Here is a 21,379-nt window from a genome sequence, read left to right on the forward strand (position 1 = left end):
TGGTCCTACTAGGCTTCGGGCTAGTTTTGGTTTGCTCCGAGGACGACGATCTTGCCGCGCAAGTGCCCTGACTGGCTCAGTGCAAGGGCTTGAGGCACCTGATCGAAAGCGAACAACTGCGCGATCTCGGTCCGAAATCCGCCCTGGGCTGCTAGTTCGAGCACGGGAGGAATAGTCTCGGCGGTGAGGGCGGTCGGATCTCCGCCGGCAACGATGGCGCCTTGTGCTGCTGCTGCGAAGTCAACGATGGTGACGATGCGGGATGCCGGGACGAGTGCTGAGAGGCGGGCGATGAATTCGTGTCCTGCGGTATCGAAAGCGGCGTCGATCCCTTGGGGGGCAAAGCCCGTGATCTCCTCGAGCATGGCGTCCCCGTAGGTTACGGGTGTCGCGCCGAGTGACCGTACGTACTCGTGATTCTCCGCACTGGCTGTCCCGATGACCGTGTGACCGTCAGCGACAAGAATCTGGACTACTGCGCTGCCCACAGCGCCCGCAGCTCCATTTACAACAACTGTGGATGCCGGTTCGAGTGTCAGCAGGGACAATCCCCGCAGTGACGTCTCCGCGGATGTAGCCAACGTCACTGCCTGCTTCGCGGTCAGTCCATCGGGGATCGCGGTGATGCGGGCGGCGCGCGTGACGGCGTACTGCGCAAATGCGCCACTGTCGGCGAATCCGACGACTTTGTCACCGATCGAGAAGTTCTGTACCCCGTCCCCGATTTCCACCACGGTTCCAGCGATGTCGGTTCCAATCACCGCAGGGAGTGGGATCGGGATCATGTCGGACAAGAAACCATTGCTGATTTTCCAGTCCAACGGGTTGATGCCAATTGCCTCGACGGCGACCTTTACCTGCCCGGTCATCACTGTGAGTTCGCCGGCCTCACCGAGGGAAAGAGAATCGCGGCCGTAACTATTGAGAATATGTGCTTTCATGAGCTTCTTCCTGCTGCTGGAGATTTTGTTAGAGCTGAGGCTGAGTAGGAGGTCCACGGGGACCGGGCCATCCCGAGACGAGAACCGCCGCCGACCATATATATGTGGTCGACCCCGTTTCTCGCTATGCTGGTTGAACCTAAGGATGCCTCGCATTATTCCGGGTGGTCGCGAAACTATAGATCCGCCCGCTTACGAAGTGCTGATTCGTGAGACCGACAACCTCGTGTTTCCCCATCTTTGAGGCTGGTGATCCGGTACGCGCAGTACCAATCCGTTAGAAAATCCGGCATCCGGGTCGGGCTGCAGATTTTGACGGCAACTGCCTCACCGCTGCCAATCGTTTACCTTCCGTCACACCATCGGTACGCCCACAATAAACAGACCCGTACCATCGCCACACAGCGACCTGCATGAGCCTTCAAGGTCGGACTCACGGCGCTCCCCGGATGGCGACTCGAGGTCAAGGAGGATCTTGTCTGCGAGGGCAATGAACTGTTCGGCTTCCTGGGTCGTCAGCCCGCCCCTTGTCCGCTCCTCCAAGGCAGCCCAGATGGCGAGGACGGGACTCCTGAGAGCGCGCCCGGCGTCGGTCAGGAACACCAAAGTCACTCTTCGATCGGCGTCGGATTTCTTCCGTCGCACCAGTCTGGCGCTTTCGAGCCGTCGCACTGATTTGGTTATGGTGGAGTGATCAATCTTCTGTGTCTCGCCTAGGGCCTTCTGGGATTGACCACCTCCGTCCCACAGCTGCATGAGGATCAGCTCTTGGCTGGGATACAGCCCGATAGCGGCCAATTCCGAGGCGGCCAGCGCGCGGTGGAACGCGCCAGTCCGGACAGCGGGCGTGACCGATAGGCAACGCCCGCCGTTCGCTGGGGGCTGTCAGCTCCTCTGACCTATTTGTTGAGGAAGCGGAGGAGGATGTCGTTGATTTCGGTGCCGTGGGTCCAGAGCATGCCGTGGGGTGCGTCGTCGATCTCGACGTATTCGGCGGAGGGCAGGCGCTTGGCGAATTCGCGGCCGGTGGCGTCGATGGGCAGGATGCGGTCATCGGTGCCGTGGACGATCAGGGCCGGAACGGTGACCGTGTCGATGTCGGAGCGGAAGTCGGTGAGCCAGGAGTCGACGACGGCGAAGGATGCGTACCAGGACGATCCCGAGGCCACGTTCCAGGCGTTGCGCAGCGCTGCTTCGCTGAGGCGGTTGCCGAGGAAGTTGTCGGTGTTGAAGAAGTTGTCGTAGAAGTCGTTGAACCAGGCGTAGCGGTCTTCGGTGGCGGCGGTGCGAATGCCGTCGAAGACGGTAGCGGGGACCCCGGTCGGGTTGTCTTCGGTCTGCAGCAGGAAGGGTTCGAGGGAGGCCAGGAAGGCGGCCTTGGCGATGCGGGCCTCGCCGTAGGTGCCGATGTAGCGGCCGACCTCACCGGTGCCCATGGAGAAGCCGACGAGGACGACGTCGTGCAAGTCGAGGGTTTCAAGAACCGTGTTGAGGTCGCCGGCGTAGGTGTCGTAGTCGTAGCCGGTGGTGGGTTTGCTGGACTGGCCGAAGCCGCGGCGGTCGTAGGTGATAACACGGTAGCCGGCGTTCAGGAGGGCGTTGGACTGCTTCTCCCAGGAGTTGCCGTCCAAGGGGTAGCCGTGGATCAGGACGACGGGCTGGCCGGTGCCGTGGTCCTCGTAGTAGAGCTCAATGTCGGTGCTGTTCTCGGTGCCGGTCTTGATGAAACCCATGGTCCTGATCCTTGTCTGTTCAGTGTGGAACGTTGTTCTCTTTGAGTTCCCCAACGATACGAGAATTTATTCTGAGATCGTCAGGGTTTTGGTGTGTGTTCTTCGGGGAGAGTCCCTTCATGACGCGGGACTGTTTGGGTGTGGGATCAGCTTTGAAGGGATTGGATGCCCGTGAGCAGTCCCTCACCAGGCCGTGCCCGTAGAGATGGTGTCGACCTCGCATGGGTGTCATTCTGGTGTGGCACTTCGAGCGGGACGACTGGCATTGACGACCACTTGGTAAAGCGAAGCCTTTGCTTTTATGAGCGTAGGGCACCGCGCGGACTAAAAGCAATAGATTTGCGTTAGATTTTCAGATGGCTGTGAATGCTTTCCTGCGGCGCAGCTCCTCCCAGGCTTCCGCTTTTCGTGGGGGTCGGTGCCAAGGTGTCAGGGTGTGAGTGTGCGGTGTATCCATGAGTCGCGTGCGGCGGTGGCGACCAGTGATAGTTGTGCTTCGGGTGCTGCGCCGTCGAAGATGTGGAATCCGCCGGCCCAGACGCGCAGTTCTGCCTGGACGCCGCTGGCCCACAGTGCTGTCGCGTAGGTGACGTCTTCATCGCGGAACACCTCGGCGGAGCCGACGTCGATGAACGCAGGCGACAGGCCGGTCAGATCGGTGGCGCGTGCTGGCGCACTGTAGATGTCGACGGAGGAACTGCCGCGGCGGTCTCCGAGCAGTGCGTTCCAGCCCGTGTCGTTGCTCTCACGGCTCCATGAACCCGTTTGGGTGTACTGGTGGCTGGATACCGTCGCATCACGGTCATCGAGCATCGGGCTGAGCAGCATCTGAGCGATCAGTGCCGGGCCCTGGCGGTCGCGGGCTAGCAGGGTCACTCCCGCAGCCAGCGGGACCCCTTCCTCACCGCATGCCGCGTGTACGTCCTATCCCTCGCCGAGCTAGCTGGATCGTTCGAGGCGCGATCGACGCTTCCCGAAGCACACCGGCCCGCGGTGGCTGAACGGTTGTTCAGGTGGACCTTCACAGGCGGGCCTCGACCAGGGATAGGAGATGAGATGCCTGGATTCACTACCGGATTGCACGGCCTGGCAAAGCTCACGGCTGCTCTTCGGGCTGGAACGGAACCCCCGACGAATTCTTTGGACCGTACGAGACGTGGGTGCGCCCGCTTCTCCTTGTTCGGGCAGGGCGCCATGCGGAAGTCATGTCAGCTCTCGACTCGTTTCCTGATCCGCCTCACGATTTGATGTTCGAGGTGTCGTGGTTTCTTATCGGTCTCTCTGCGATCGACAGCGGAAACGAAAACGCCGTGCGTTGTTCCTACGATGCCCTCCTGCCAGCGGCGGGAGAACGCGCAGATGGCAGTGGTGCCATAGACCTTGGGCTGATCGCGCCACTGACAAGGCTCGCCCAACTTTTCGACGGCAACCATCACGCGTAGCACTCCACCGCGTGACCTGCTATCGGTTGCGACTTGGGTGCGACGGACGGACAACCTCTTACGCGCGGTGGGAATATTTTATGTGGTTGGCAACTTATATGATCGAGGGCGCCGTCCTCAACACACGCATCGAGTAAGGATTTGACCATGACCACCACGAACGATTCCACTACCAAGCATGTCCGTCTCGACCCCGACGAGACGTTCATGCTGCTCATCGACCACCAGGAGGGCACACTCGACTTCGTACGTAATGTCTCCCGGCGAGGAATCGTGCAGAACGCTCGCGCACTTGCCCGAGTTGCGAAGGCACTCGACATGCCGGTCGTGCTGACCTCCAGCCAGGAGGACCAGGCACAGGGTCCGCTCATCGCCGACCTTAAGGACATCCTGCCGGAGGCCCACGAGCAGCGTGTTCGACGCGGCGGCGTCGCTAATGCGTGGGCTGACCCTGATTTCCGTGCCGCAGCCCTCGCTGCTGCTGGCGGCCGCCGCAACGTGATCATCGCCGGAGTCACCAATGACGTCTGCACCGTCATGCCAGCGATCAGCCTGGTGGAAGAGGGGTTCAGTGTGAAGGTCGTTCAGGACGCTGGTGGCTCCATCAACAAGACGGCGGAAGACGTCGCCGTTCGGACCTGGGAACGCGCCGGAGCATTGACAACGACGACCGGCGCCCTGATTGCTGAGCTCGGAGTCGACTGGAGCACCGCCCGCGGGGGTGCCCTCGCGCAGATCACTTTCGAGGAGATCGTAGCGAATCTCGACGCTTTCTGATTCAAAGCGACCAACCTGTCAGGTTGCAGCCCCCGTCGGGGATGGTCGCTAACCTGGAAGTCACAAGTGCCGCCCCTCATCAGTGCGTGCTACATCGCACTGATGAGGGGGCCAGCGATCCTCATATTCCAGCTACGGATCGTCAGAGTCATCGCAGTGGGACCCATCTGTCGAAGATGTCGGCCAGGGGATGTCTCGATAGGGTGGACATGTGGGGCTTGACACGACCCAGCAGGGTTCAGCCTGAATGCCTCGCTGGTACAGTTGATTCGCTTGGACCGCGGAAAGACGTGACCGGGAGCGGTTTTCTGACTCTTAAGGCCACGCTATCAGAGAGTGAGACATGAAATCTTTAGAGCGATCCGCGGAAGATAGCCTTTCCACAGCAATCGACTTCCCCGCGAGTTGGGCCGTCTTCAGCCTGGCGCGCTCCCACCGCGCGTTGGCAGCTTCCAAACTAGCCACCATTGGGCTCTTTCCCAGCCAAGAACTAATCCTGATGCAATTGTGGGATGCGGATGGTCAGTCCCAAAAGTCCCTTGGTCGTACCCAACGATTCGACCATTCCACCATCGCTAAATCAGTGCGACGGCTGGAGAACGCCGGACTGGTGAGACGAGAGAAGTCCCACGCCGATGGAAGGGTGACATTGGTTTTTCTCACTGACACCGGACGCGCTCTCAAGAGCCCCGTCCTCGCAATCTGGGCTGAGCTTGAGCGCCGGACGGTGAAGGGATTGACGACAGACGAACGCGCCCAGTTCACTGCTCTCGCGGACAAGATCCTTCCCAACCTCGAATAGGTGTCCGACGAGCACTTGGAACTCGAACTGCATAGGCGGAGTAGAGCGTTTGTCAGGGAAATATGCCTTTGATACAGACGCGGTGATTGCTTCCCGTGCACTGCGAGGGCCGCATGACAAGGAAGTGGCTGTCGATTTATCTCGTCCGTCCCAACTGGGTTGAAGGACGGCGAAATACGGGGTTACGGCTTAGGCGCTGACTCTGTGCAGGCGTTGATGCTTGCCCTTGTCAGGATCGGTGACACGCTGTCGAAATTCGATTCGGAGTTGACGTTCTCCGGAATCTCCGAGCTGGGATTCCCCACTACGCCGACTCATTTTGGAAGCTTCTCACCGCAGTGATCGTAATTTGAAATCAGCGCCAGACACACCAATGCGGGAGGCGAAGGGGACTGCCCAGGCTTTTGTTGACTCGGGATCTTAGGCCGCTGTGAGCGCGGTCCGGTTGATTGTTTCATATTCGACGGGCGTGAGTTTTCCCAGCCGTCTTTGCCGTCGCCGGCGGTGGTAGGTCCGTCCTGCCGCGCGTTCGTCCGGTCCGCCACTCCGGGGCTGCGGCGTCCAAAGCCGCGGCTTTGGCGGGGTCGAGTTCGCCGCGGCGATGCTTGAACCGCTGGGTGTGCAGCCAGACGCCGAGTTCATGCTCCTGGCCTGTGACGGTGGCCTTGTGGCGCGGCCAGTCTTGCCCCGAGGCCGGGTAGGCGGCCAGCGCTGTGAGTAGCTCCTGCCATCGTGCCTCATGGGCGGCCGCGCGGGGTGTGCCCTGCCAGCTCGGAAGTACCGCCAGGCCCGGAAGGTAGGCCAGGCGCGAGCGTCCCGTCAGCGGCTTCGCGGCGGCGCCGCAGCGGTGATGTTCGACGCTTCAACACTCGGGCGGTGCCGGTAGCGGATGACTTCGGATCGGTACTGCCGGCACAACTGCTCACGGATATTGCGAGCAGGAGACACCAGGCGGTGGGTGAGTTGCGTCGGAGGAAGTAGTTGGACATGGAACTCCTGCGGTTTGTTGGGTTCTACTGAAGTGGAGAAGGCGCGGTCCGTCGCGTCCGGGTCACAGCATTGCGGTGAGCACGCCTCCGTCGGCGCGTAGCGCTGCTCCGTTGGTAGCCGATGACAGTGGACTTGCGAGGAAGACTGCCAAGTGTGCGATCTCCTCAGGGTCCAGGAACCGTTCGAGAAGTGAGGTCTGGTTGCCTCCAATGATCATTGCCTTGAGATTCTCGGGGGCGAGCTGCTGCTCTGCAGCGATCTGTTCGATCGTCTGAGCAACACCATCTGAATAGGTTGGTCCGCCAAGGATCGTGTTGACCGTGACTCCGGTGCCACGGGTGAGTTTGGCCAGCCCATTGCCCAACGCGAGCATTCCCGCTTTCGTCACACCGTAGTGCGTCATATCCGCAGGGATATTCACGCCTGATTCGCTGCTGACGAAGATGACGCGACCCCAGCCGGCGTCGATCATCTTGGGCAGGAGGGCACGTGAGAGCCGCACGCCACTCATCACATTGACGTCGAAGTAGCGGGTCCAGTCGTCATCGGAAATCTCCCCGAAGGGTTTCACCTCGAACAGTCCGACATTGTTCACGAGTATGTCGACGTCATCGAGCGTGCCCAGGAGGCGCTGCACCTCCGAAGGCTGATCAAAGTCAGCCGCGATGCCCGAAACGTGCGCTCCCGGCACCTCGGACCTCAGCGCCTCCATCGCACCTTCGACTCGGCTCTCGGTGCGCCCGTTGATCACCACTGCCGTTCCCTCCTGGAGAAGGGCCCTGGCAATCGAGTAACCAATGCCCTGAGTGGATCCACTGACAAACGCTCGTCGGGTTGCTAGCTGCATGTCCATTGGTCGTGACACCTCACCTTTACTTGCTTGGGAAACAAAAATCCTACGTAGGAAAACTTGCTTGGTCAAATAAACTGGCAGCGACACTGTGATCCTTCGGCGTAGGCTGGTCATATGACAGATGACCGTTCTCCGGCAGTCCTCGCTGGAGAAGACCTCAAGGCCTGGGCTGGATTGGCGACGGTTCTGGAGTGGTTGCCACCCGCACTCGACACGCCGTTGGTGCAAGACTTCGATCTCACGCACTTCGAGTACGGCATCCTGTTCGCCTTGGCTGACGCCCCCAATCGCTCCCTGCGGATGAGTGACTTGGCTGGATTCGCCAACAGCTCGCTTTCGCGACTATCCCGGGCGGTGTCACGCCTGCAGAAACGCGGCTGGGTTCAGCGGTTGCAGGACCCTGCGGACGGGCGATCCATGCGAGCGACGCTGACCGCTACCGGTATTGAGCTGCTCGGTGAGGCAACTCCGGTGCATGCGGACACCGTCAGGAGATTGGTCCTCGACCCATTGACGGCGGCTCAGTTGCGTCAGCTTCGTGACATCACATCGCGCATTCAGCAGGCCATCAGGACTCAAAAAGCTTGGCGACCATCGCGAGAAGTTGACCATCCCCACTCGCATGCACCGTCTTCTTAGAAGCAACCATGGGGCAACCGCGTCAACAGTCGGCGCCGACTTTGACCGTTTTTCTCGTTGGTCAGCGACCGAGGGTGCGTATCATCCATGAGTCCCGTACTGCCACGGCTGCCAGGGAGAGTCGGGCCTCGGGTGCTGCTCCATCAAATAACTCGAATGGGACAACGTCCGCATCGCAGACGACTTCGGCGACAAGCTCGTACGAGTCACCTTGGGTGGCGACAAGGACCAACTGTCTGAGGAGAAGCGGCTGGCGTACGTCGCTGTCACACGTGCGCGTAAACACCTGGACCCAGGGCCGCTGGCCGACTTCGTCCGTTAAGCAGGCCACTTGCCGATCCACCTTTCTTGCCAACGGCCCTGCTGCCTGGGTCGAAAAGTAATGGTGGCCGAGCAGGTGCGACGACAGAGTGTAGGGCAGGCCTTGATGACTGGGGCCGAGTCGTGGGCGCGGGAGCAAGGCGATGCCTATATCTCGCTAGTGAGCCGTCGGGCAGGCGAGTTCTACCGTGCGCTGGCCAATGAGGACGCCGCGACCTTCTTCAAGAAGCCCCTTTGATTCCCGCATCACCGAGTAGTCGGAACAACTCGGTCATTGGTAGAACCGTGGTGAATCCCGACATTTAGAAAGTGCCATGGCAGAAGCAGCCGCCCAGGTTTGTGGAACTGGATTATGCGTCCACGGTGGGCTCCTCTCCCCCAAGGTTCGACTCTCAAGGGCCGCGGCCCGATACCGGTCAGCAGAAGGTTGCAGCCGATTGAACTCTCATCGGCGCATCGAATACCTCAAAATGGAACATTGGTGGTCACAAACTATTTGCCGGAGATGGGTAGCAGAAATGGCTTTGACCTGTGGAAACGAGCGAACTTGCCCGATTCTTGACCCATATAAGATTGCAAATCTTCTTGCCAGAGACCGTGGTGAAGTGGGTTAGCCTGCTGGCACCCTCTTCAGTACACGGGCATACCGCCCGGGTCTATGTGATGGATGGATTACGTGGCTCGTAAACGAGCACAACATATGTCTGCGAATCCAGCACAAACAAGCCCGCTCCACTGCGATCACCACATGTTCACTAACTGGAATACTGGATGGTCTAAACCAGATCCGGTGACTGGCCGCGGCACCTGAAGACGGGCGACCCCAACGAACGCACGTTGGGTGTGTGGCTGCATGGGCAGGGCATTGACTACCGCGCTGGAAGAATGGACACGGCCAAGGAGGAGCAGCTGAACAACCTCCTGGAAGAGGTTACCGAGCGGCCGACGCAAGTAGCTTGCCTTGTCGAACGGAAGCAGTTCAAGACCTTCGGCGCAATCGCTCCGGCCGGTGCATGTACTAGCAAAACAGACCTTTGAAAGGACGGACCCACCATCACCGAGGTGATGCTTCGGGAGTTTCGCGTCGCTGCCATTACCGGAAGGGCCTCAAACGGTCCTTATTGACTCACGGAAAATCGTCGACTACGCCAATCGGCCACCCAACAAGTCAAAATACGCGCTGCCGGGGTTCCAATCCACGGGATGAAGCAAAGTCCCTGCCGATGGATTCAGCGCACTGTACATCATGCCGTTGCCCGCATAGATGCCCACGTGCCCCCAGTTGTCCGGCCCTTGGGGATTTTGGACAACCAAGTCGCCGGGCTGCGGGCTCTCGGTCCGCTGCCCCACCCTCCACTGTTCCACGCGTGGAAGGTTGATTCCGGCCTGCCTGTAGATCCACTGGACATATCCGGAGCAGTCCCACGCTTTGAACTTTTCACCACCCCAGGTGTACGTTCCACCCACACCGGCTTGCGTGAAGCGCAAGATGTCCTCGCGGATCTGGGTCAGGTTCTCGAGTGCAACGGAAGGCGCGGAAACCTTCACCGCATCCGCGCATTTAGCCGGCGCATTGGCACCCTCGAGCGAGCTGACTAAAGCGGTTGCCTGAGACTCCCACCGCGAGTACAGCTCGGGAAAAGCCGAAACTTGGACGGCCTGAGCAGCTTGGCCTTTGTCCAGCGATTGCCAACCAGGAACGTCGAGCAAGCCCCGCGGGCTGCCACGATTGGGCCCCGACGGCCCCCCATAGAATGCACGTGCGTTATAACCGAGGTCCATCAGCTGCTCAACGCTCCCCCAGCCTGCAGCCGGTCGCTGCTGAGCACTCCCAATCGAGTCATGATCGCTTCCGACGCCATCGTGCGGAAACTGGAACGAGGCCGGGACATTCGAGTTTGCGAGGACCCTCAGAGTCGATTCCTGAAGAGCCATCATGATCGCGATGATCCAGGCATCCCTTGGGATTCCAAGTTGCTTCCCGACCGAAATGTAGCCGCTCGCTACTGTGACCTGGCGTGGAGTGAGCCAGACTGGTTCCCGGCCGCCAACGTGGATTTCCAGCCCACCACCACGTCTGCTCGAAGGCTCCTCGCCCACAGGACCCATGGACGTGCAAACGGAGGCCTCGCTCGACCGATTAGCGACCAGCACGGTAACGAATGCGCAGAACACTACACCGAACATCAGTGCCACTACTATGGCGACGGCGGTCGCTGCGCGGAGTAAGGCACGCCGCTTGGCTACGGCCATCAACATCGCCGGGAACGACATCAGTACACGATTCTGCTCGGGGTCGCGTAGAAGCCAACCATCGAGCATCGATCAGGCGGAGCAGTTGCTGCCGGCGGACAATTGACCATGACACTAACGGGTGCGGAGTAAGCGTTGCGACTGTTGGCGGTCTGATCCACCACTCGCAGAGAGACTGTGCAGATGTGGAGACCCAACCAGGGTGCCGGGCGCTCTCGAACCTCTGCCAGCTCCTCATCACAGGTCATGGATTCGGCCGTCGCCGTTCGGAAGGCTTCCTGCCCAGCCAAAGAAGCAAAGGTTCCGGCGTTGATACCTGTGGCCTCGAATTCCTGGGCCAACACAGCCAAGGGATTCGATCCGTCCGGCAGGACGTCCCACCAGCCTCGGAGGCGGGTATAGACGTCCGAGTACGAAGTCGTTCGCGTGTCCCAGCTGTAAATGGCCTGAGCCGCGGCTGTTGCCAGCACCTGATAATTCGTGGTGCGGGGAACTCCAATCGCACCCGTTCCCTCGGCAGCCGGAGCCGTCGTTGACCCCGTTGAAACAGGCGGTGCTGATGCCGTCGGACGACTGGTGGAAGGCGCCTGAAGCGATGTGGTGGGGACCGCCGTCGTATTCGTTGACGCAGGTCGCGGAGACCCCATCAGGACAAGTAGGACAGCAATGGCGGCCGCAAGGACCGCCGCAAAGAGCCACAAGAGCCGTCTGCGACTTTGCCCTTGCCCACTTCTCCCAGATTCTCGTGACAGTGACATTCTTACCTCCCTCGCCTGTTCATGGAGAACGAGCGCGCTGAGTGCATGACTTAGCCGACCGACTTCGTTGCTCCACGAAGAGTCCGCCATGCAGCCTGATAGAGCCGCCTGGCGGAGCCAATCTGAACGGCGACATAGCGTTCTGTGACGCCGAGCTCGACAGCCAGCATGGCTATGGCCTTGCATCGCTCTGGTCCGCGGACATCAGGACGCACAATTGATTCCGCGATTCCACGCAGCAGCGGACTAGGAAGGCACTCAACGGCACAGCGGCACAGGTCCGGCAAATTCTGGACGGTTCCAGGATCGACGTCCATGGCTTGGTCGATCGTCTTTGCTGTCTGGCGCACCACGGTCACCGCATTCCAGCGCCGCCGATCTTGGGGCGATGGCGGTCCGAACTTGCGCGGCCCTGTAAGACTGTCCATCGCGAGTCCCCAAACTGCCGGAGACACAGATGCACGTGTTAGGCCAAGCAGCGTCTGTGCCCACTCTTGGTCGACAACCTTTTCGGCGCTCCGGTCCTCGTGCCGGTGCCTGGCAAGGACCGTCAAAGCATCGAACGGGGCTGAATCCTCCGCAGTCCCCGGGTCGAGGAGCAGCGGAAGTGTTGGATGCGCCAGCTCCCGACGGATATGTGCAGAACAGATATTGGTTGCTACACCCTGAACCCAGGCGGCAAACCGAACACCCGGGAATGGTCGATAACGACCTTGGGAGACTCCATCCCAGACGGCCACACGAATATCCTGCATAACATCATCGACGTCGCACGCCCGGCCAATTCGCGACAAGTGCGAAGTGACATAGCGCCGCACCCCTTCGACGGCAACCATCATCTGGTCGACACCAACAGAGATTTCTTCAGATATAGGCGGACTAAGTAGGGAGACGTCGACGCTAGTCGACTTGGACTGGTTCCATTCGGCTTGATTCGCCTTGGTTTCGACTCGCATGGTCTTCACCGCTTCGACTGACAGTTTCCAATACCTCCGGCGCGAACACATGCTCGTCGCCTCTGATGTGGCATCAGCGTTGCTTTCAACCACTCACGAATAGGCTATGAAAAATATTGTCAAAGATAATTAAAGTATCGTCAAGGGTGCAGTTCTTACTTTTTGACAGAGGTTCGGCAACAATGGTTCCATGCCACGTATCACCCAGCCGCAGGACGACGCATGGTCGTCCGACGTTGAGGCTGCGGTGGCCACTTTTGGCAATCGGGCACGGAACGAGATCCTTCGGTACCTTTCGGCTCACGGACCCGCGACGCGAGGGGATATCGTTGCTTCCGTAAGTGCTGGGGAGCCCAGTGTGGCCAAGCATCTGTTGGCCCTTGAAGAAGCGGGCGCCATCATCGTGGACGTAGAAGCCGGCCGCCGGCACGGCCGGTCCCCCCGTTATTCAGCGAACGCTCCCCGCATCAAGAAGTTGCTCGAAGCCCATCTTCAGTATCTGCTGGAGGGCTAGCTGCGGCCTGTTCGCCACCGGGGTGGAGGCGGATGTCCTCATTGAGGTATTCGGAGATGGCGCGCAGCGTTTCCGGGGAGACGTCGCCCAGAGTTCGAACGGCGAAGGACTTTACTCGAGCCGCCCGTAGAGACTTGACGAACTCGAGCTGAGAATCGATGCGTTCGGGCAGATCGGCATCATTGCCGATCTGGAGATAGGAGGCGTCAACGTTGAAGATGTCGCAAAGCGCGGTGAGAAGAGCCGGATCACTCACCAACCGCCCTCTGCCGTCCTTCATGTAAAACCAGCGGGCGCGCGAGAGCTTGACGCCCCTTGCCGCCAGCTCCGCCTGGACTTCGCGGAACGTGACTGGTTTTCCACGCTCGGCAACGACGACGTCGAGCATCAGATTTAGACGACGGGCAAGCCTGGCTTGAGGGGACAATGCCCCATCAAGGCTTGCCTCGTCACCAAGCATTTGCCTGTCCCTTCAGCTAGAACGGCGCGGTCAGATTCACTCTCATGTCTTGCCCCCCAGTATTCCGCGAGTCCTGCGGAGGGGCAATCAACCTCGAAAACTGGACCGAAAGCTTCCCCCACAGCCTCAGGAGGAGTAGTCTGCTGCTGTAGACCCGTCTACAGCAGCTCTAACTCTTCATCCTTACTCAAGCCGTGGTTCCCATGTCGAACATCTTGATGAACCGAACGCGAAGCAAAATCCTCCGCTTCCTCGTTAGGAACGGGCCCTCAACGTGTGGCGAAATCAGCTCCGAACTTCAAGCATCGTCTTCAGCGATGCGTTACCACTTAGCGCTGCTGGAATCGGCTGGGCTCGTTGAACGGGAATCAGCCAGCAGATTCCAAGCTCGTCGAGAACAAGTTCGGGGACAACTCGAGGCCCTGGCAGCCATTTTTGCCGGCGAGGTTGTGGCGACAGGTTCCTTGATGCCGATGGATTCACTACCCTCACATCCGATCGGCGAAATCTATGGCGACAACCTATTCCGCGGCCACATCCGCTAGCTCTCCGATTTCATCGAAGTCCCTTGTCGCTTCGCCCAAGCGCAATATCCACTCAGCCACTGCTCCTTCCCACTTAGGGGCATCAACATTCCATTCCAGCGAATGCCCCTCAACTTCGAATGGGACCAGATGAATCAAGTCCGGACGAAGGTTGGCAGTGAGTTCCGACGAGTCGAACGGTGTTGAACGATCCCCCTTTCCATGCAACACCAGTATCGGCTTCTTGAGCTCGCTTGCCCGCGCCACCCAATCCAACGACTGAAAATCGAGGGGCGCTTCAAGCCCGGTGACCCACCTGAATGCCCACGACTGCATGAGGCTTAACCCCAAAGCCGCCATCGGACCGGGGAGCCTGCTCGCCCGGGCATTCGATGTCAACGTCCTGGTCCAGTCAAAAACAGGGGCATCGAGTACTAGGCCGGAGATATATCCGGAGTACGCGGACAAATCTGCCAGCCGTAGAGCAATGGAGCCGCCCAAGGACCAGCCGAATAGAAATATCTCCTGTGCGCCCTCGCCAACCGCGAATTTCATTGCAGCCTCGACGTCGAGCCACTCAGTTTGGCCCAGAGTGTACCGAGCATATGCCGATGCAGGCGCCTCCCGGTCATTACGGAACGAGACAACCAATGAGGTGTAGCCCAGTCGGTCAGCAACTGGGACGCCGCGGAGAGCACCTGCCCTGGTTCCCCCCATGCCATGGATGTGAATCGCCCATACGTTAGAAGCGACCGAGGCATCGGCGGGCACAAACTTCCATGCAGGCGCGGTGCCGTGCTCAGTCGGGATCTGAACTTCTGAATATGGCAGGTTAAGCTGATCCGGCTTCGAGAACACATACCCGCTCCAGATTCCTGCCTTGGCAGTCGCCAAGTCACCATAGTCGACCCGCTCCACGGAGCGTGTGACTGTGCCGGCTTCGGCATTCATCCCCGTGATCCGACCAATGCAGGCATGCCCGGAACCGTTGGCGAACCATAGGCTGTAGCGCCCCGGTGCCCTGGTCTGCGGTGAAGCAGGCAGGTCGATGCGCAGTGAGCCATCGGCGTCTCGAAAGACCCTCCGAATGGGAAGATCCTCACCGCGGCTTGTCTTTGGAACGACAACCTGGCGGGCAAAATACGCCGCGCCAAGAAAAACTACCGCGCTCCCTGCTGTAGCCACCGTCGTCAGTCCAATAAGGCTACGAAGGACTGTCTTCTTTGCCACCCTGCTGGCCACCTCCCAGTCGTTCATCGATTGCTTTACGAAGCCGCACGAGGGTTTCAGGGGAAATTCCCTGTAACTGCCGTGCGGCAAAGTTCCGCACACGAGCTTCACGCAAACTACGCAGCAACTCAAACTGGGCGTCGACGAGTTGGGGAACGTCGCCTGAATCATCCAGCAGGTAATCCGGGTCGACACCGAAAAATTCAGCGAGATTCCGCAAGAGCGCCTCATCGGTAGCCAGCGAACTGTCCCCGCTCCGCATGTATGCCCAGCGCGACCGTGACAACGGCGTTCCCCGCTGCGCCATGTGATGGCTGATCTCTCGATACGTGACGGGATCTTTCCCTTTCGCCTCGAAGAGGTCAAGCAGGAGGTTCAGCTTTCGAGCGAGTCTTCCTTGCGGCGTTTCCGAAGAGTTGGCTTCTGGTTCCGTCATAGAGCGTGCTCCCCCCGGCCGACAGTGTGGGGACCCCTTCGATTTTCCTTCCCTGAAGGAGGTGCGGCCAGATATCGCTCCACCAGGTTTAGGACCTGGTGGTCCTGACCATCCAACAGCCTCAAGAGCTCAGGATCGATCAGAAGGGCATCCTGGATTTCGACCAGCATCCTGTGGAGGCGCCATCTTACTGACTCACGGCGATCCGCAATTTGGGCTGAGGACAGAAGGCGGACCTCTGGTCTCGGATCCGTAGTCTTTTCCCAAACCACAGCAAGCCGAGGAATGAAGGTGGCCTCCATCTTGGATTCCCTCATGCGGGAAAGCATGCGAGCCATGGGCGGCAGTGCAAGTCCTGCACACAGAAAGGCCATCGCTCCGACCAAGGCAATATCGTAAACAAGGGAAAGGGCGGCCATCCCTTCCAGGTCACCCTGCAGATGGAGGATGTCCATTCCCAGAACAGCCAGAACTAGTACTACCGCCAATGAACAGCCAACACCGATAAGGGCAAAGGCGACACGGAAGTATGGCTTGGACATATGGCCAAGGAATCTGAAACACGTGTAACCGGTAATGGAAACGACGACTCCAATGTAGCCAAATTGGACACCGGAATAGACGGCGGCGGACCCTTGGTCGCCGAAGTCCTTCATGAAACTGGTTGAGGAATAGGGAGCCGCCACATTGGCGAAGCACGCAGTAAGCCCAACAATCACAAGGCCCAATGCAGCGAGACCGAAGCGATCCTGCCGTGCCGGGAGCTCGCCGGGATCGGCCGCACGAAGGATTGCCCTGGACAGGAAATATATGCCGACGACCATCAGGATGTTTGCGAGCAAATCCAGGACATTACGACGGCCGAGCAGCGCATCTCCGGCTATATAGACGGGATCTATGTTCAGCGTGAGCGCGGTTGCGATGGTCACGCCCGCCACCAGGACACTTTGGTCAGCGCGCCATCGGATTCCGGGCAGCAGACATAGGACGAGCGCCCAGATCAGGGAGGCAACAATAATCTGGATCATCCGAAAATCCTTTCGAATGATCGTGGTTCGACGGTGCTGTCCCGGATCGCGGCCGCGAAGAGGTCTGCCAGAGTTTCGGCCGCGGCCTCGAAGTCGTCCAAAAAGCTGCTTCGTGCAAACACTCTCGAAACCAGCTCACGGGGCAGGTCAGGAAAGAGGACGTCGGCGTAATCGTCGGGGAGAACCAACTCGTCATGGCGGAGAACCATGTGTCCTAGCTCGTGAAGTATGAATTGTTGCCTATGAAGCGCTGATGGGGTCGCGGCGTGCAAGATGATCTCCGCCGTGTCTGTCGACAGCCATAGGCCGCAGACAGACCCTCCATTGAGTGCCCGGGAAACCTCAATCTCAATGCGCCGGTTACGGATCCCCTCTACAACTTCGACAAGGCGCTCGAGCGTTAGGTGTGCAGGCAGTAGAAGCGCATTAAATGCATCTTCTGCGCGTACTGCCGGAACTGTTTCTGCGTGCCAACGAACTTCCATGAGCATCCCCCATATGCCTGTGTCATCCCCAATTCAAACCGGCGTCCATCGAAGAGAGCCGCTGCCGCAAACGACAGTGATGACACCAGACCTCAATTGAACTCCCCTGCTCTGGACATGTCCAGAGCAGGGTTAACCAGGGATCCTCCTGAGGTGTTGTGCGTGGTCTGGCATCGGGTCATGTTCTCTGCCGCACCAAACATCATGAACTGGCCAAAGCAGTCGAGAGTTTAGCGAGTTCCGATGGATCTTGAGTTTTTCGAACCTGCCGAGGCAGCTGCCCTAATGCGGTGCACTGAAGCCTGGCTACGGGAGGGCGCCGCCAGCGGGCGGTTTCCCCATGCGTGCTGGGGAAAAGGAAAAATCATCTTCACTTCAGAGCACATCCTGGAAATCGCCCGGCTGAGTGAGGTGCTCCCCGGCAATACACCGAACGTTGCTCCCGCCGTTCCAAAGACAGCGTCGAAGGAGCGGCTCATCGGGACCCGAGCGAGAGTACGACTCGCTCCAGCCAACTAACTCGCAGCAGAAGGGGCCGGTGCCGCGCAGCACTATTCACTCAGCGAACAAAGCCCGAAATTGAGCGCTCCGTGGCGTCCGCCCCGGCCTGCAGGGCTTCGGGCATCAAGTGCCCGTATACCTGCTCTGTCGTCCGGGTCGACGTGTGGCCAAGCCGCCGCGAGATCGTGAACAGGTTTACGCCATCTTGAATCAGCCACGACGCGTGGGTGTGCCGCAAATCGTGGATGCGGGGCGACTTCCTCAGTCCATGCGCTCGCGCTGCCTTCACGGCCGGAACCCAGTAAAAGTGCCAATACAACCTATGGACGATCCGCTCCCCCTTGGGCGTCGTAAAGAGGAGCTCATCGCCGGTTCGGCTCGCCACCAGGGGTACGAGGAGATCGACCAACGCCGGGTTGAGGCCGATGGTTCGCTTTCCCGCACCCGTCTTGGTGGCTCCAATGTAGAACTGGGACTTGCCATCCCGTTTCCAGGCCTTGTTGACCCTCACGGTTGGAGGCTTGGCGAGCAAGTCGACATCCGCCACTTTCAGCGCTGTAGCCTCCCCAAATCTGGTTCCTGTCATAACCAGAAAGCTCGTGAAGGTCTTGTACCGCTCCCCCATCACTTCCAGGATCATGTTGAACTCGGAATGGGTGAGGAACATGGCTTCATCCTCAGCTTTGTCGATGCTCGGCAACTGCACGCCACGGCACGGATTCTTGGGGATGTACTGGAGCATTTCAGCAGTATTCATCGCCGCGGAGATGAGGCCGTGAACGTTGTGGATCGTCTTCGGGGCCTTGCCCTTCGCCATCATCGATTTCACCCAATGGTTCAGGTGTCGATAGTCGAGCTTGTCGACAGGAATGTGGCCGATAATGTCCCGGATATGACGGTCCAGCATCACCTGATAAGTCCTGACGGTCCCGCTCGAGGGGCGGATCAGGAGATCAATATGTTCCTGGACAACCTCGGCCACTGTGGGAACCCGGGCCTGGTTGGAGAGTATGGCGTGCTGGGCGATTTCGAAAGACTGACCGTTTGCGTCCAGGAGTCGTTTGAGCGTTTCAGCTTCGGCTTCGGTAGCGACTGTGAGGCCCTGGTTTGTGTGGCTCTTCGGGTCGCGCCAGCGGACCATGTAGGACTTGGAAGCGTCCTTTTTGATGCGCGTACTGATGCTGGCCACGTAAAAAGGCTACGCCGCTGTACACACATTTGGGGGTTTTGTACACAGTCAGAGACCCAATGGGCCTCTGACCTGCGGAAACACTGTGCCCGAGGTGGGACTCGAACCCACACACCTTTCGATACCGCATTTTGAGTGCGGCGCGTCTGCCAATTCCGCCACTCGGGCGCGGAAGATACGGAAGCAAACAGGGTACGCCCACAGCTGATTGTGAGCAACGCGATCGCTTCACGTACGCGGAATTACTCTACATGCAGATAGGCTGAATTCCAGAATCGCGCCGCCGACGCCGCAATCGACCATGCAGATCAAGTACCGCCGCGGTGACACCTAAGATAGTGATGTCCCCGCCGTACCTTCCCAAGGAGATCCCGTGACTGAACCGACGGAGTCAAAATCCACCTCCCAGCCGGCGCGCCGCGTCATTGTTGCCGAGGATGAAACCCTCATCCGCCTCGACATCATCGAGATCCTGCGCGGCGAAGGCTACGACGTTGTGGGTGAGGCAGACAACGGCGAGAAGGCCGTGCAGCTCGCCGAGGAACTCAAGCCGGATCTAGTCCTGATGGACGTCAAGATGCCGGTCATGGACGGTATTTCCGCTGCCGAGAAGATCGTCAAGGCCCGTATCGCCCCCGTGGTCCTGCTGACAGCGTTCAGCCAGAAGGAGCTTGTGGAGCGGGCACGCGACGCCGGGGCCATGGCCTACGTGGTCAAGCCCTTCACCCCGGCCGATCTCATTCCGGCACTGGAGATCGCCCTCTCCCGTCACGAGGAAATCAAGGCGCTCGAAAGCGAAGTCTCGGACCTCCAAGAGCAGTTCGCAACCCGCAAGCTCGTGGAGCGTGCCAAGAGCCTGCTGACCACCAAGATGGGCCTCACGGAACCTGAAGCCTTCCGCTGGATCCAGAAGACCTCCATGGACCGCCGCCTCAGCATGCGCGAGGTCGCCGAGACCATCATCAACCAGGTCAACTGACGCAGCGCCAGACAAACAACACAAAAGGGAGGGTCCCCGCCACATGGCGGGGACCCTCCCTTTTCAGCTGCCTAGGCCTTCTTTTTCTTTTCCGGCCAGGGACCAAGCTTTTCCCTGTTTCCGACCGCTTCGCCAAGGCCCGTGGTATCGGCGAGGTCGCCCACCTTGTGGACCTTCAGCGAGTTGGTGGATCCGGCCTTTCCGGGAGGGGAACCGGCAGCGATGACCACGAGGTCACCGTCTTCCACCAGTTCCATTTCCAGCAGGCTGCGGTCAACCTGGGCGGTCATCTCATCCGTGTGGCCCACCATGGCCACGAGTACCGGCTGGATACCCCATGTCAGTGCCAGTTGGTTCCAGACGTGCTCCACCGGGGTGAAGGCAAACACCGGCTTGATGGGGCGCAGGCGGGAGAGGCGGCGTGCCGAGTCACCGGACTGGGTGAAGGTACAAATGTACTTTGCATCCAGCTGGTCGGCGATTTCGACGGCCGCGCGGGTGATGGCGCCGCCACGGGTCTTGGGCTTGGTCCCCAGCGGCGGGACGCGCTCCAGGCCGTGGACCTCGGTGGATTCGATGATCCGGGCCATGACCTTGACGGTTTCGATCGGGTACTTACCCACGCTGGTCTCGCCGGAGAGCATGACGGCGTCGGCACCGTCGAGGACGGCGTTGGCGCAGTCGGAGGCTTCCGCGCGGGTGGGACGCGGGTTGTCGATCATGGACTCCAGGACCTGGGTGGCCACGATGACGGGCTTGGCCCAGCGGCGTGCCAGTTCGATGGCGCGCTTCTGGACGATCGGCACTTCCTCCAGCGGAAGTTCCACGCCGAGGTCGCCACGGGCCACCATGATGGCGTCGAAGGCGTCGATAATCTCGTGGAGCTGGTCAACTGCCTGCGGCTTTTCGATCTTGGCGATGACCGGCACGCGGCGGCCTTCTTCGTCCATGATCTCGTGCACCCGGACAATGTCGGAAGCGTCGCGGACGAACGACAGTGCAACGAGGTCAACACCGCGGCGCATGGCCCAGCGGAGATCGTCCTCGTCCTTTTCGCTCAGCGCCGGGACGTTGACTGCCACGCCGGGAAGGTTGATGCCCTTGTTGTTGGACACCATGCCGCCCACTGTCACCGTGGTAACCACCTTGACGTCATCAACCTCGATGGCGCGCAGGGCAACCTTGCCGTCGTCGATCAGCAGGGCATCCCCCACGTTGACGTCCTCGGTGAGGCTCTTCAGCGTGGTGGAGCAGATGTCCTGCGTGCCCGGAACGTCTTCGGTGGTGATGGTGAAAGTGTCGCCCACGGCCAAGGCGTGTGGGCCGTCGACAAAGCGGCCCAGGCGGATCTTGGGGCCCTGGAGGTCAGCCATGATCGCCACGGGCTTGTTCAGCGAGGCCGAAGCCTTGCGGACGTTCTCATAGGTGTTGTCGTGCACGGAATAGTCGCCGTGGCTCATGTTCATTCGGGCAACATCCACGCCGGCTTCCAACACCGCAAGGGTGTTTTCAAAGCTGGCAATTGCCGGTCCGAATGTGGCCACAATTTTAGCGCGTCTCATATACCT

General features: G+C 59.8%; 22 protein-coding genes, 1 tRNA gene and 2 pseudogenes. 9 read left to right on the forward strand and 16 right to left on the reverse strand.

Annotation, left to right across the window (positions count from 1 at the left end; genetic code table 11):
* Positions 1–20: 20 nt before the first annotated feature.
* From QFZ30_RS11435 to QFZ30_RS11450, 4 genes are all read right to left on the reverse strand, one after another.
* Positions 21–941 carry an NADP-dependent oxidoreductase gene (locus QFZ30_RS11435; RefSeq protein WP_307076272.1) on the reverse strand — a complete coding sequence of 307 codons (921 nt, stop codon included), beginning with the start codon at positions 939–941 and terminating at the stop codon, positions 21–23.
* Between the two features lie 354 nt (positions 942–1,295).
* Positions 1,296–1,739 carry a MarR family winged helix-turn-helix transcriptional regulator gene (locus QFZ30_RS11440; protein ID WP_307076273.1) on the reverse strand — a complete coding sequence of 148 codons (444 nt, stop codon included), beginning with the start codon at positions 1,737–1,739 and terminating at the stop codon, positions 1,296–1,298.
* Between the two features lie 101 nt (positions 1,740–1,840).
* Positions 1,841–2,674, reverse strand: coding sequence for an alpha/beta fold hydrolase (locus QFZ30_RS11445; RefSeq protein WP_307076275.1), 834 nt, complete (start codon positions 2,672–2,674; stop codon positions 1,841–1,843).
* Between the two features lie 429 nt (positions 2,675–3,103).
* Positions 3,104–3,562: an alpha/beta hydrolase fold domain-containing protein gene (locus tag QFZ30_RS11450; RefSeq protein WP_307080207.1), complete on the reverse strand. Its 459-nt coding sequence runs from the start codon at positions 3,560–3,562 to the stop codon at positions 3,104–3,106.
* Between the two features lie 317 nt (positions 3,563–3,879).
* On the opposite strand from QFZ30_RS11450, the gene QFZ30_RS11455 reads away from it, so the two are divergent.
* From QFZ30_RS11455 to QFZ30_RS11465, 3 genes are all read left to right on the forward strand, one after another.
* Positions 3,880–4,116 (forward strand): hypothetical protein, encoded by a 237-nt coding sequence (locus tag QFZ30_RS11455; RefSeq protein WP_307076277.1) that lies wholly within the window; start codon positions 3,880–3,882, stop codon positions 4,114–4,116.
* Between the two features lie 147 nt (positions 4,117–4,263).
* A complete protein-coding gene (locus QFZ30_RS11460) occupies positions 4,264–4,893 on the forward strand; it encodes an isochorismatase family protein (protein ID WP_307076280.1) in 630 nt (209 codons plus the stop codon).
* Positions 4,894–5,236: 343 nt separating this feature from the next.
* The gene (locus tag QFZ30_RS11465) at positions 5,237–5,695 is read left to right on the forward strand and encodes a MarR family winged helix-turn-helix transcriptional regulator (protein WP_307076282.1); all 459 of its coding nucleotides are present in this window, start codon (positions 5,237–5,239) and stop codon (positions 5,693–5,695) included.
* A gap of 616 nt (positions 5,696–6,311) precedes the next feature.
* Here the strand turns inward: QFZ30_RS11465 and QFZ30_RS22035 are convergent.
* Positions 6,312–6,518, reverse strand: a pseudogene (locus tag QFZ30_RS22035) (helicase associated domain-containing protein); the annotation flags it as partial.
* 228 nt (positions 6,519–6,746) lie between these two features.
* Complete coding sequence (locus QFZ30_RS11470; RefSeq protein WP_307076284.1) at positions 6,747–7,538, reverse strand: SDR family NAD(P)-dependent oxidoreductase; 792 nt, start codon at positions 7,536–7,538, stop codon at positions 6,747–6,749.
* A gap of 114 nt (positions 7,539–7,652) precedes the next feature.
* Here QFZ30_RS11470 and QFZ30_RS11475 point away from each other — a divergent pair, with 114 nt between their 5' ends.
* The 3 genes and pseudogenes from QFZ30_RS11475 (at position 7,653) to QFZ30_RS11480 (ending at position 8,736) form a co-directional block, all read left to right on the forward strand.
* Positions 7,653–8,177 (forward strand): MarR family winged helix-turn-helix transcriptional regulator, encoded by a 525-nt coding sequence (locus QFZ30_RS11475; protein ID WP_307076285.1) that lies wholly within the window; start codon positions 7,653–7,655, stop codon positions 8,175–8,177.
* A 163-nt stretch (positions 8,178–8,340) separates the two neighbouring features.
* A pseudogene (locus QFZ30_RS22040) lies at positions 8,341–8,499 on the forward strand (3'-5' exonuclease); the annotation flags it as partial.
* Positions 8,500–8,604: 105 nt separating this feature from the next.
* The gene (locus QFZ30_RS11480; protein WP_307076287.1) at positions 8,605–8,736 is read left to right on the forward strand and encodes a hypothetical protein; all 132 of its coding nucleotides are present in this window, start codon (positions 8,605–8,607) and stop codon (positions 8,734–8,736) included.
* 905 nt (positions 8,737–9,641) lie between these two features.
* On the opposite strand, the gene QFZ30_RS11485 is transcribed toward QFZ30_RS11480, so the two are convergent.
* Both QFZ30_RS11485 and QFZ30_RS11490 read right to left on the reverse strand, forming a co-directional pair.
* A complete protein-coding gene (locus tag QFZ30_RS11485; protein ID WP_307076289.1) occupies positions 9,642–10,772 on the reverse strand; it encodes a C40 family peptidase in 1,131 nt (376 codons plus the stop codon).
* 787 nt (positions 10,773–11,559) lie between these two features.
* The gene (locus QFZ30_RS11490) at positions 11,560–12,558 is read right to left on the reverse strand and encodes a sigma factor (protein ID WP_307076291.1); all 999 of its coding nucleotides are present in this window, start codon (positions 12,556–12,558) and stop codon (positions 11,560–11,562) included.
* A gap of 97 nt (positions 12,559–12,655) precedes the next feature.
* On the opposite strand from QFZ30_RS11490, the gene QFZ30_RS11495 reads away from it, so the two are divergent.
* Positions 12,656–12,979: an ArsR/SmtB family transcription factor gene (locus tag QFZ30_RS11495; RefSeq protein WP_307076294.1), complete on the forward strand. Its 324-nt coding sequence runs from the start codon at positions 12,656–12,658 to the stop codon at positions 12,977–12,979.
* Here QFZ30_RS11495 and QFZ30_RS11500 read toward each other — a convergent pair.
* Positions 12,933–13,439, reverse strand: coding sequence for a hypothetical protein (locus QFZ30_RS11500; RefSeq protein ID WP_307076296.1), 507 nt, complete (start codon positions 13,437–13,439; stop codon positions 12,933–12,935). The two genes, QFZ30_RS11495 and QFZ30_RS11500, sit on opposite strands and share 47 nt — an antisense overlap.
* A gap of 218 nt (positions 13,440–13,657) precedes the next feature.
* Here QFZ30_RS11500 and QFZ30_RS22045 point away from each other — a divergent pair, with 218 nt between their 5' ends.
* The gene (locus QFZ30_RS22045) at positions 13,658–13,984 is read left to right on the forward strand and encodes a winged helix-turn-helix domain-containing protein (RefSeq protein WP_373462893.1); all 327 of its coding nucleotides are present in this window, start codon (positions 13,658–13,660) and stop codon (positions 13,982–13,984) included.
* Here QFZ30_RS22045 and QFZ30_RS11505 read toward each other — a convergent pair.
* The 6 genes from QFZ30_RS11505 to QFZ30_RS11530 form a co-directional block, all read right to left on the reverse strand.
* Positions 13,961–15,148: an alpha/beta hydrolase family protein gene (locus QFZ30_RS11505; RefSeq protein ID WP_307076297.1), complete on the reverse strand. Its 1,188-nt coding sequence runs from the start codon at positions 15,146–15,148 to the stop codon at positions 13,961–13,963. The two genes, QFZ30_RS22045 and QFZ30_RS11505, sit on opposite strands and share 24 nt — an antisense overlap.
* Before the next feature lie 19 nt (positions 15,149–15,167).
* A complete protein-coding gene (locus tag QFZ30_RS11510) occupies positions 15,168–15,629 on the reverse strand; it encodes a hypothetical protein (protein ID WP_307076299.1) in 462 nt (153 codons plus the stop codon).
* Positions 15,626–16,558: a hypothetical protein gene (locus QFZ30_RS11515; protein ID WP_307076300.1), complete on the reverse strand. Its 933-nt coding sequence runs from the start codon at positions 16,556–16,558 to the stop codon at positions 15,626–15,628. The genes QFZ30_RS11510 and QFZ30_RS11515 overlap by 4 nt, the downstream gene beginning before the upstream one ends.
* 95 nt (positions 16,559–16,653) lie before the next feature.
* Positions 16,654–16,866: a hypothetical protein gene (locus QFZ30_RS11520; RefSeq protein ID WP_307076302.1), complete on the reverse strand. Its 213-nt coding sequence runs from the start codon at positions 16,864–16,866 to the stop codon at positions 16,654–16,656.
* Between the two features lie 835 nt (positions 16,867–17,701).
* Positions 17,702–18,832: a tyrosine-type recombinase/integrase gene (locus QFZ30_RS11525; protein ID WP_307076304.1), complete on the reverse strand. Its 1,131-nt coding sequence runs from the start codon at positions 18,830–18,832 to the stop codon at positions 17,702–17,704.
* 86 nt (positions 18,833–18,918) lie between these two features.
* Positions 18,919–19,000, reverse strand: a tRNA-Leu gene (locus tag QFZ30_RS11530).
* A gap of 205 nt (positions 19,001–19,205) precedes the next feature.
* Between QFZ30_RS11530 and QFZ30_RS11535 the strand changes: the two genes are divergently transcribed.
* Complete coding sequence (locus tag QFZ30_RS11535; RefSeq protein WP_267278698.1) at positions 19,206–19,811, forward strand: ANTAR domain-containing response regulator; 606 nt, start codon at positions 19,206–19,208, stop codon at positions 19,809–19,811.
* A gap of 71 nt (positions 19,812–19,882) precedes the next feature.
* Here the strand turns inward: QFZ30_RS11535 and pyk are convergent, their stop codons facing one another.
* The gene (gene pyk, locus QFZ30_RS11540) at positions 19,883–21,373 is read right to left on the reverse strand and encodes a pyruvate kinase (RefSeq protein ID WP_307076307.1); all 1,491 of its coding nucleotides are present in this window, start codon (positions 21,371–21,373) and stop codon (positions 19,883–19,885) included.
* Positions 21,374–21,379: the final 6 nt, after the last annotated feature.

This window comes from Arthrobacter pascens, from assembly GCF_030815585.1.
GTDB classification, from domain to species: domain Bacteria; phylum Actinomycetota; class Actinomycetes; order Actinomycetales; family Micrococcaceae; genus Arthrobacter; species Arthrobacter pascens_A.

Bases quoted from the DNA above. Each gene is read 5' to 3' on its own strand.
- QFZ30_RS11435 (WP_307076272.1), bottom strand. From the start codon at position 941: ATGAAAGCACATATTCTCAATAGTTACGGCCGCGATTCTCTTTCCCTC.
- QFZ30_RS11445 (WP_307076275.1), bottom strand. From the start codon at position 2,674: ATGGGTTTCATCAAGACCGGCACCGAGAACAGCACCGACATTGAGCTC.
- QFZ30_RS11455 (WP_307076277.1), top strand. From the start codon at position 3,880: ATGTCAGCTCTCGACTCGTTTCCTGATCCGCCTCACGATTTGATGTTC.
- QFZ30_RS11460 (WP_307076280.1), top strand. From the start codon at position 4,264: ATGACCACCACGAACGATTCCACTACCAAGCATGTCCGTCTCGACCCC.
- QFZ30_RS11465 (WP_307076282.1), top strand. From the start codon at position 5,237: ATGAAATCTTTAGAGCGATCCGCGGAAGATAGCCTTTCCACAGCAATC.
- QFZ30_RS11470 (WP_307076284.1), bottom strand. From the start codon at position 7,538: ATGGACATGCAGCTAGCAACCCGACGAGCGTTTGTCAGTGGATCCACT.
- QFZ30_RS11475 (WP_307076285.1), top strand. From the start codon at position 7,653: ATGACAGATGACCGTTCTCCGGCAGTCCTCGCTGGAGAAGACCTCAAG.
- QFZ30_RS11480 (WP_307076287.1), top strand. From the start codon at position 8,605: ATGACTGGGGCCGAGTCGTGGGCGCGGGAGCAAGGCGATGCCTATATC.
- QFZ30_RS11485 (WP_307076289.1), bottom strand. From the start codon at position 10,772: ATGTCGTTCCCGGCGATGTTGATGGCCGTAGCCAAGCGGCGTGCCTTA.
- QFZ30_RS11495 (WP_307076294.1), top strand. From the start codon at position 12,656: ATGCCACGTATCACCCAGCCGCAGGACGACGCATGGTCGTCCGACGTT.
- QFZ30_RS11500 (WP_307076296.1), bottom strand. From the start codon at position 13,439: ATGCTTGGTGACGAGGCAAGCCTTGATGGGGCATTGTCCCCTCAAGCC.
- QFZ30_RS22045 (WP_373462893.1), top strand. From the start codon at position 13,658: ATGAACCGAACGCGAAGCAAAATCCTCCGCTTCCTCGTTAGGAACGGG.
- QFZ30_RS11510 (WP_307076299.1), bottom strand. From the start codon at position 15,629: ATGACGGAACCAGAAGCCAACTCTTCGGAAACGCCGCAAGGAAGACTC.
- QFZ30_RS11520 (WP_307076302.1), bottom strand. From the start codon at position 16,866: ATGGTTCTCCGCCATGACGAGTTGGTTCTCCCCGACGATTACGCCGAC.
- pyk (WP_307076307.1), bottom strand. From the start codon at position 21,373: ATGAGACGCGCTAAAATTGTGGCCACATTCGGACCGGCAATTGCCAGC.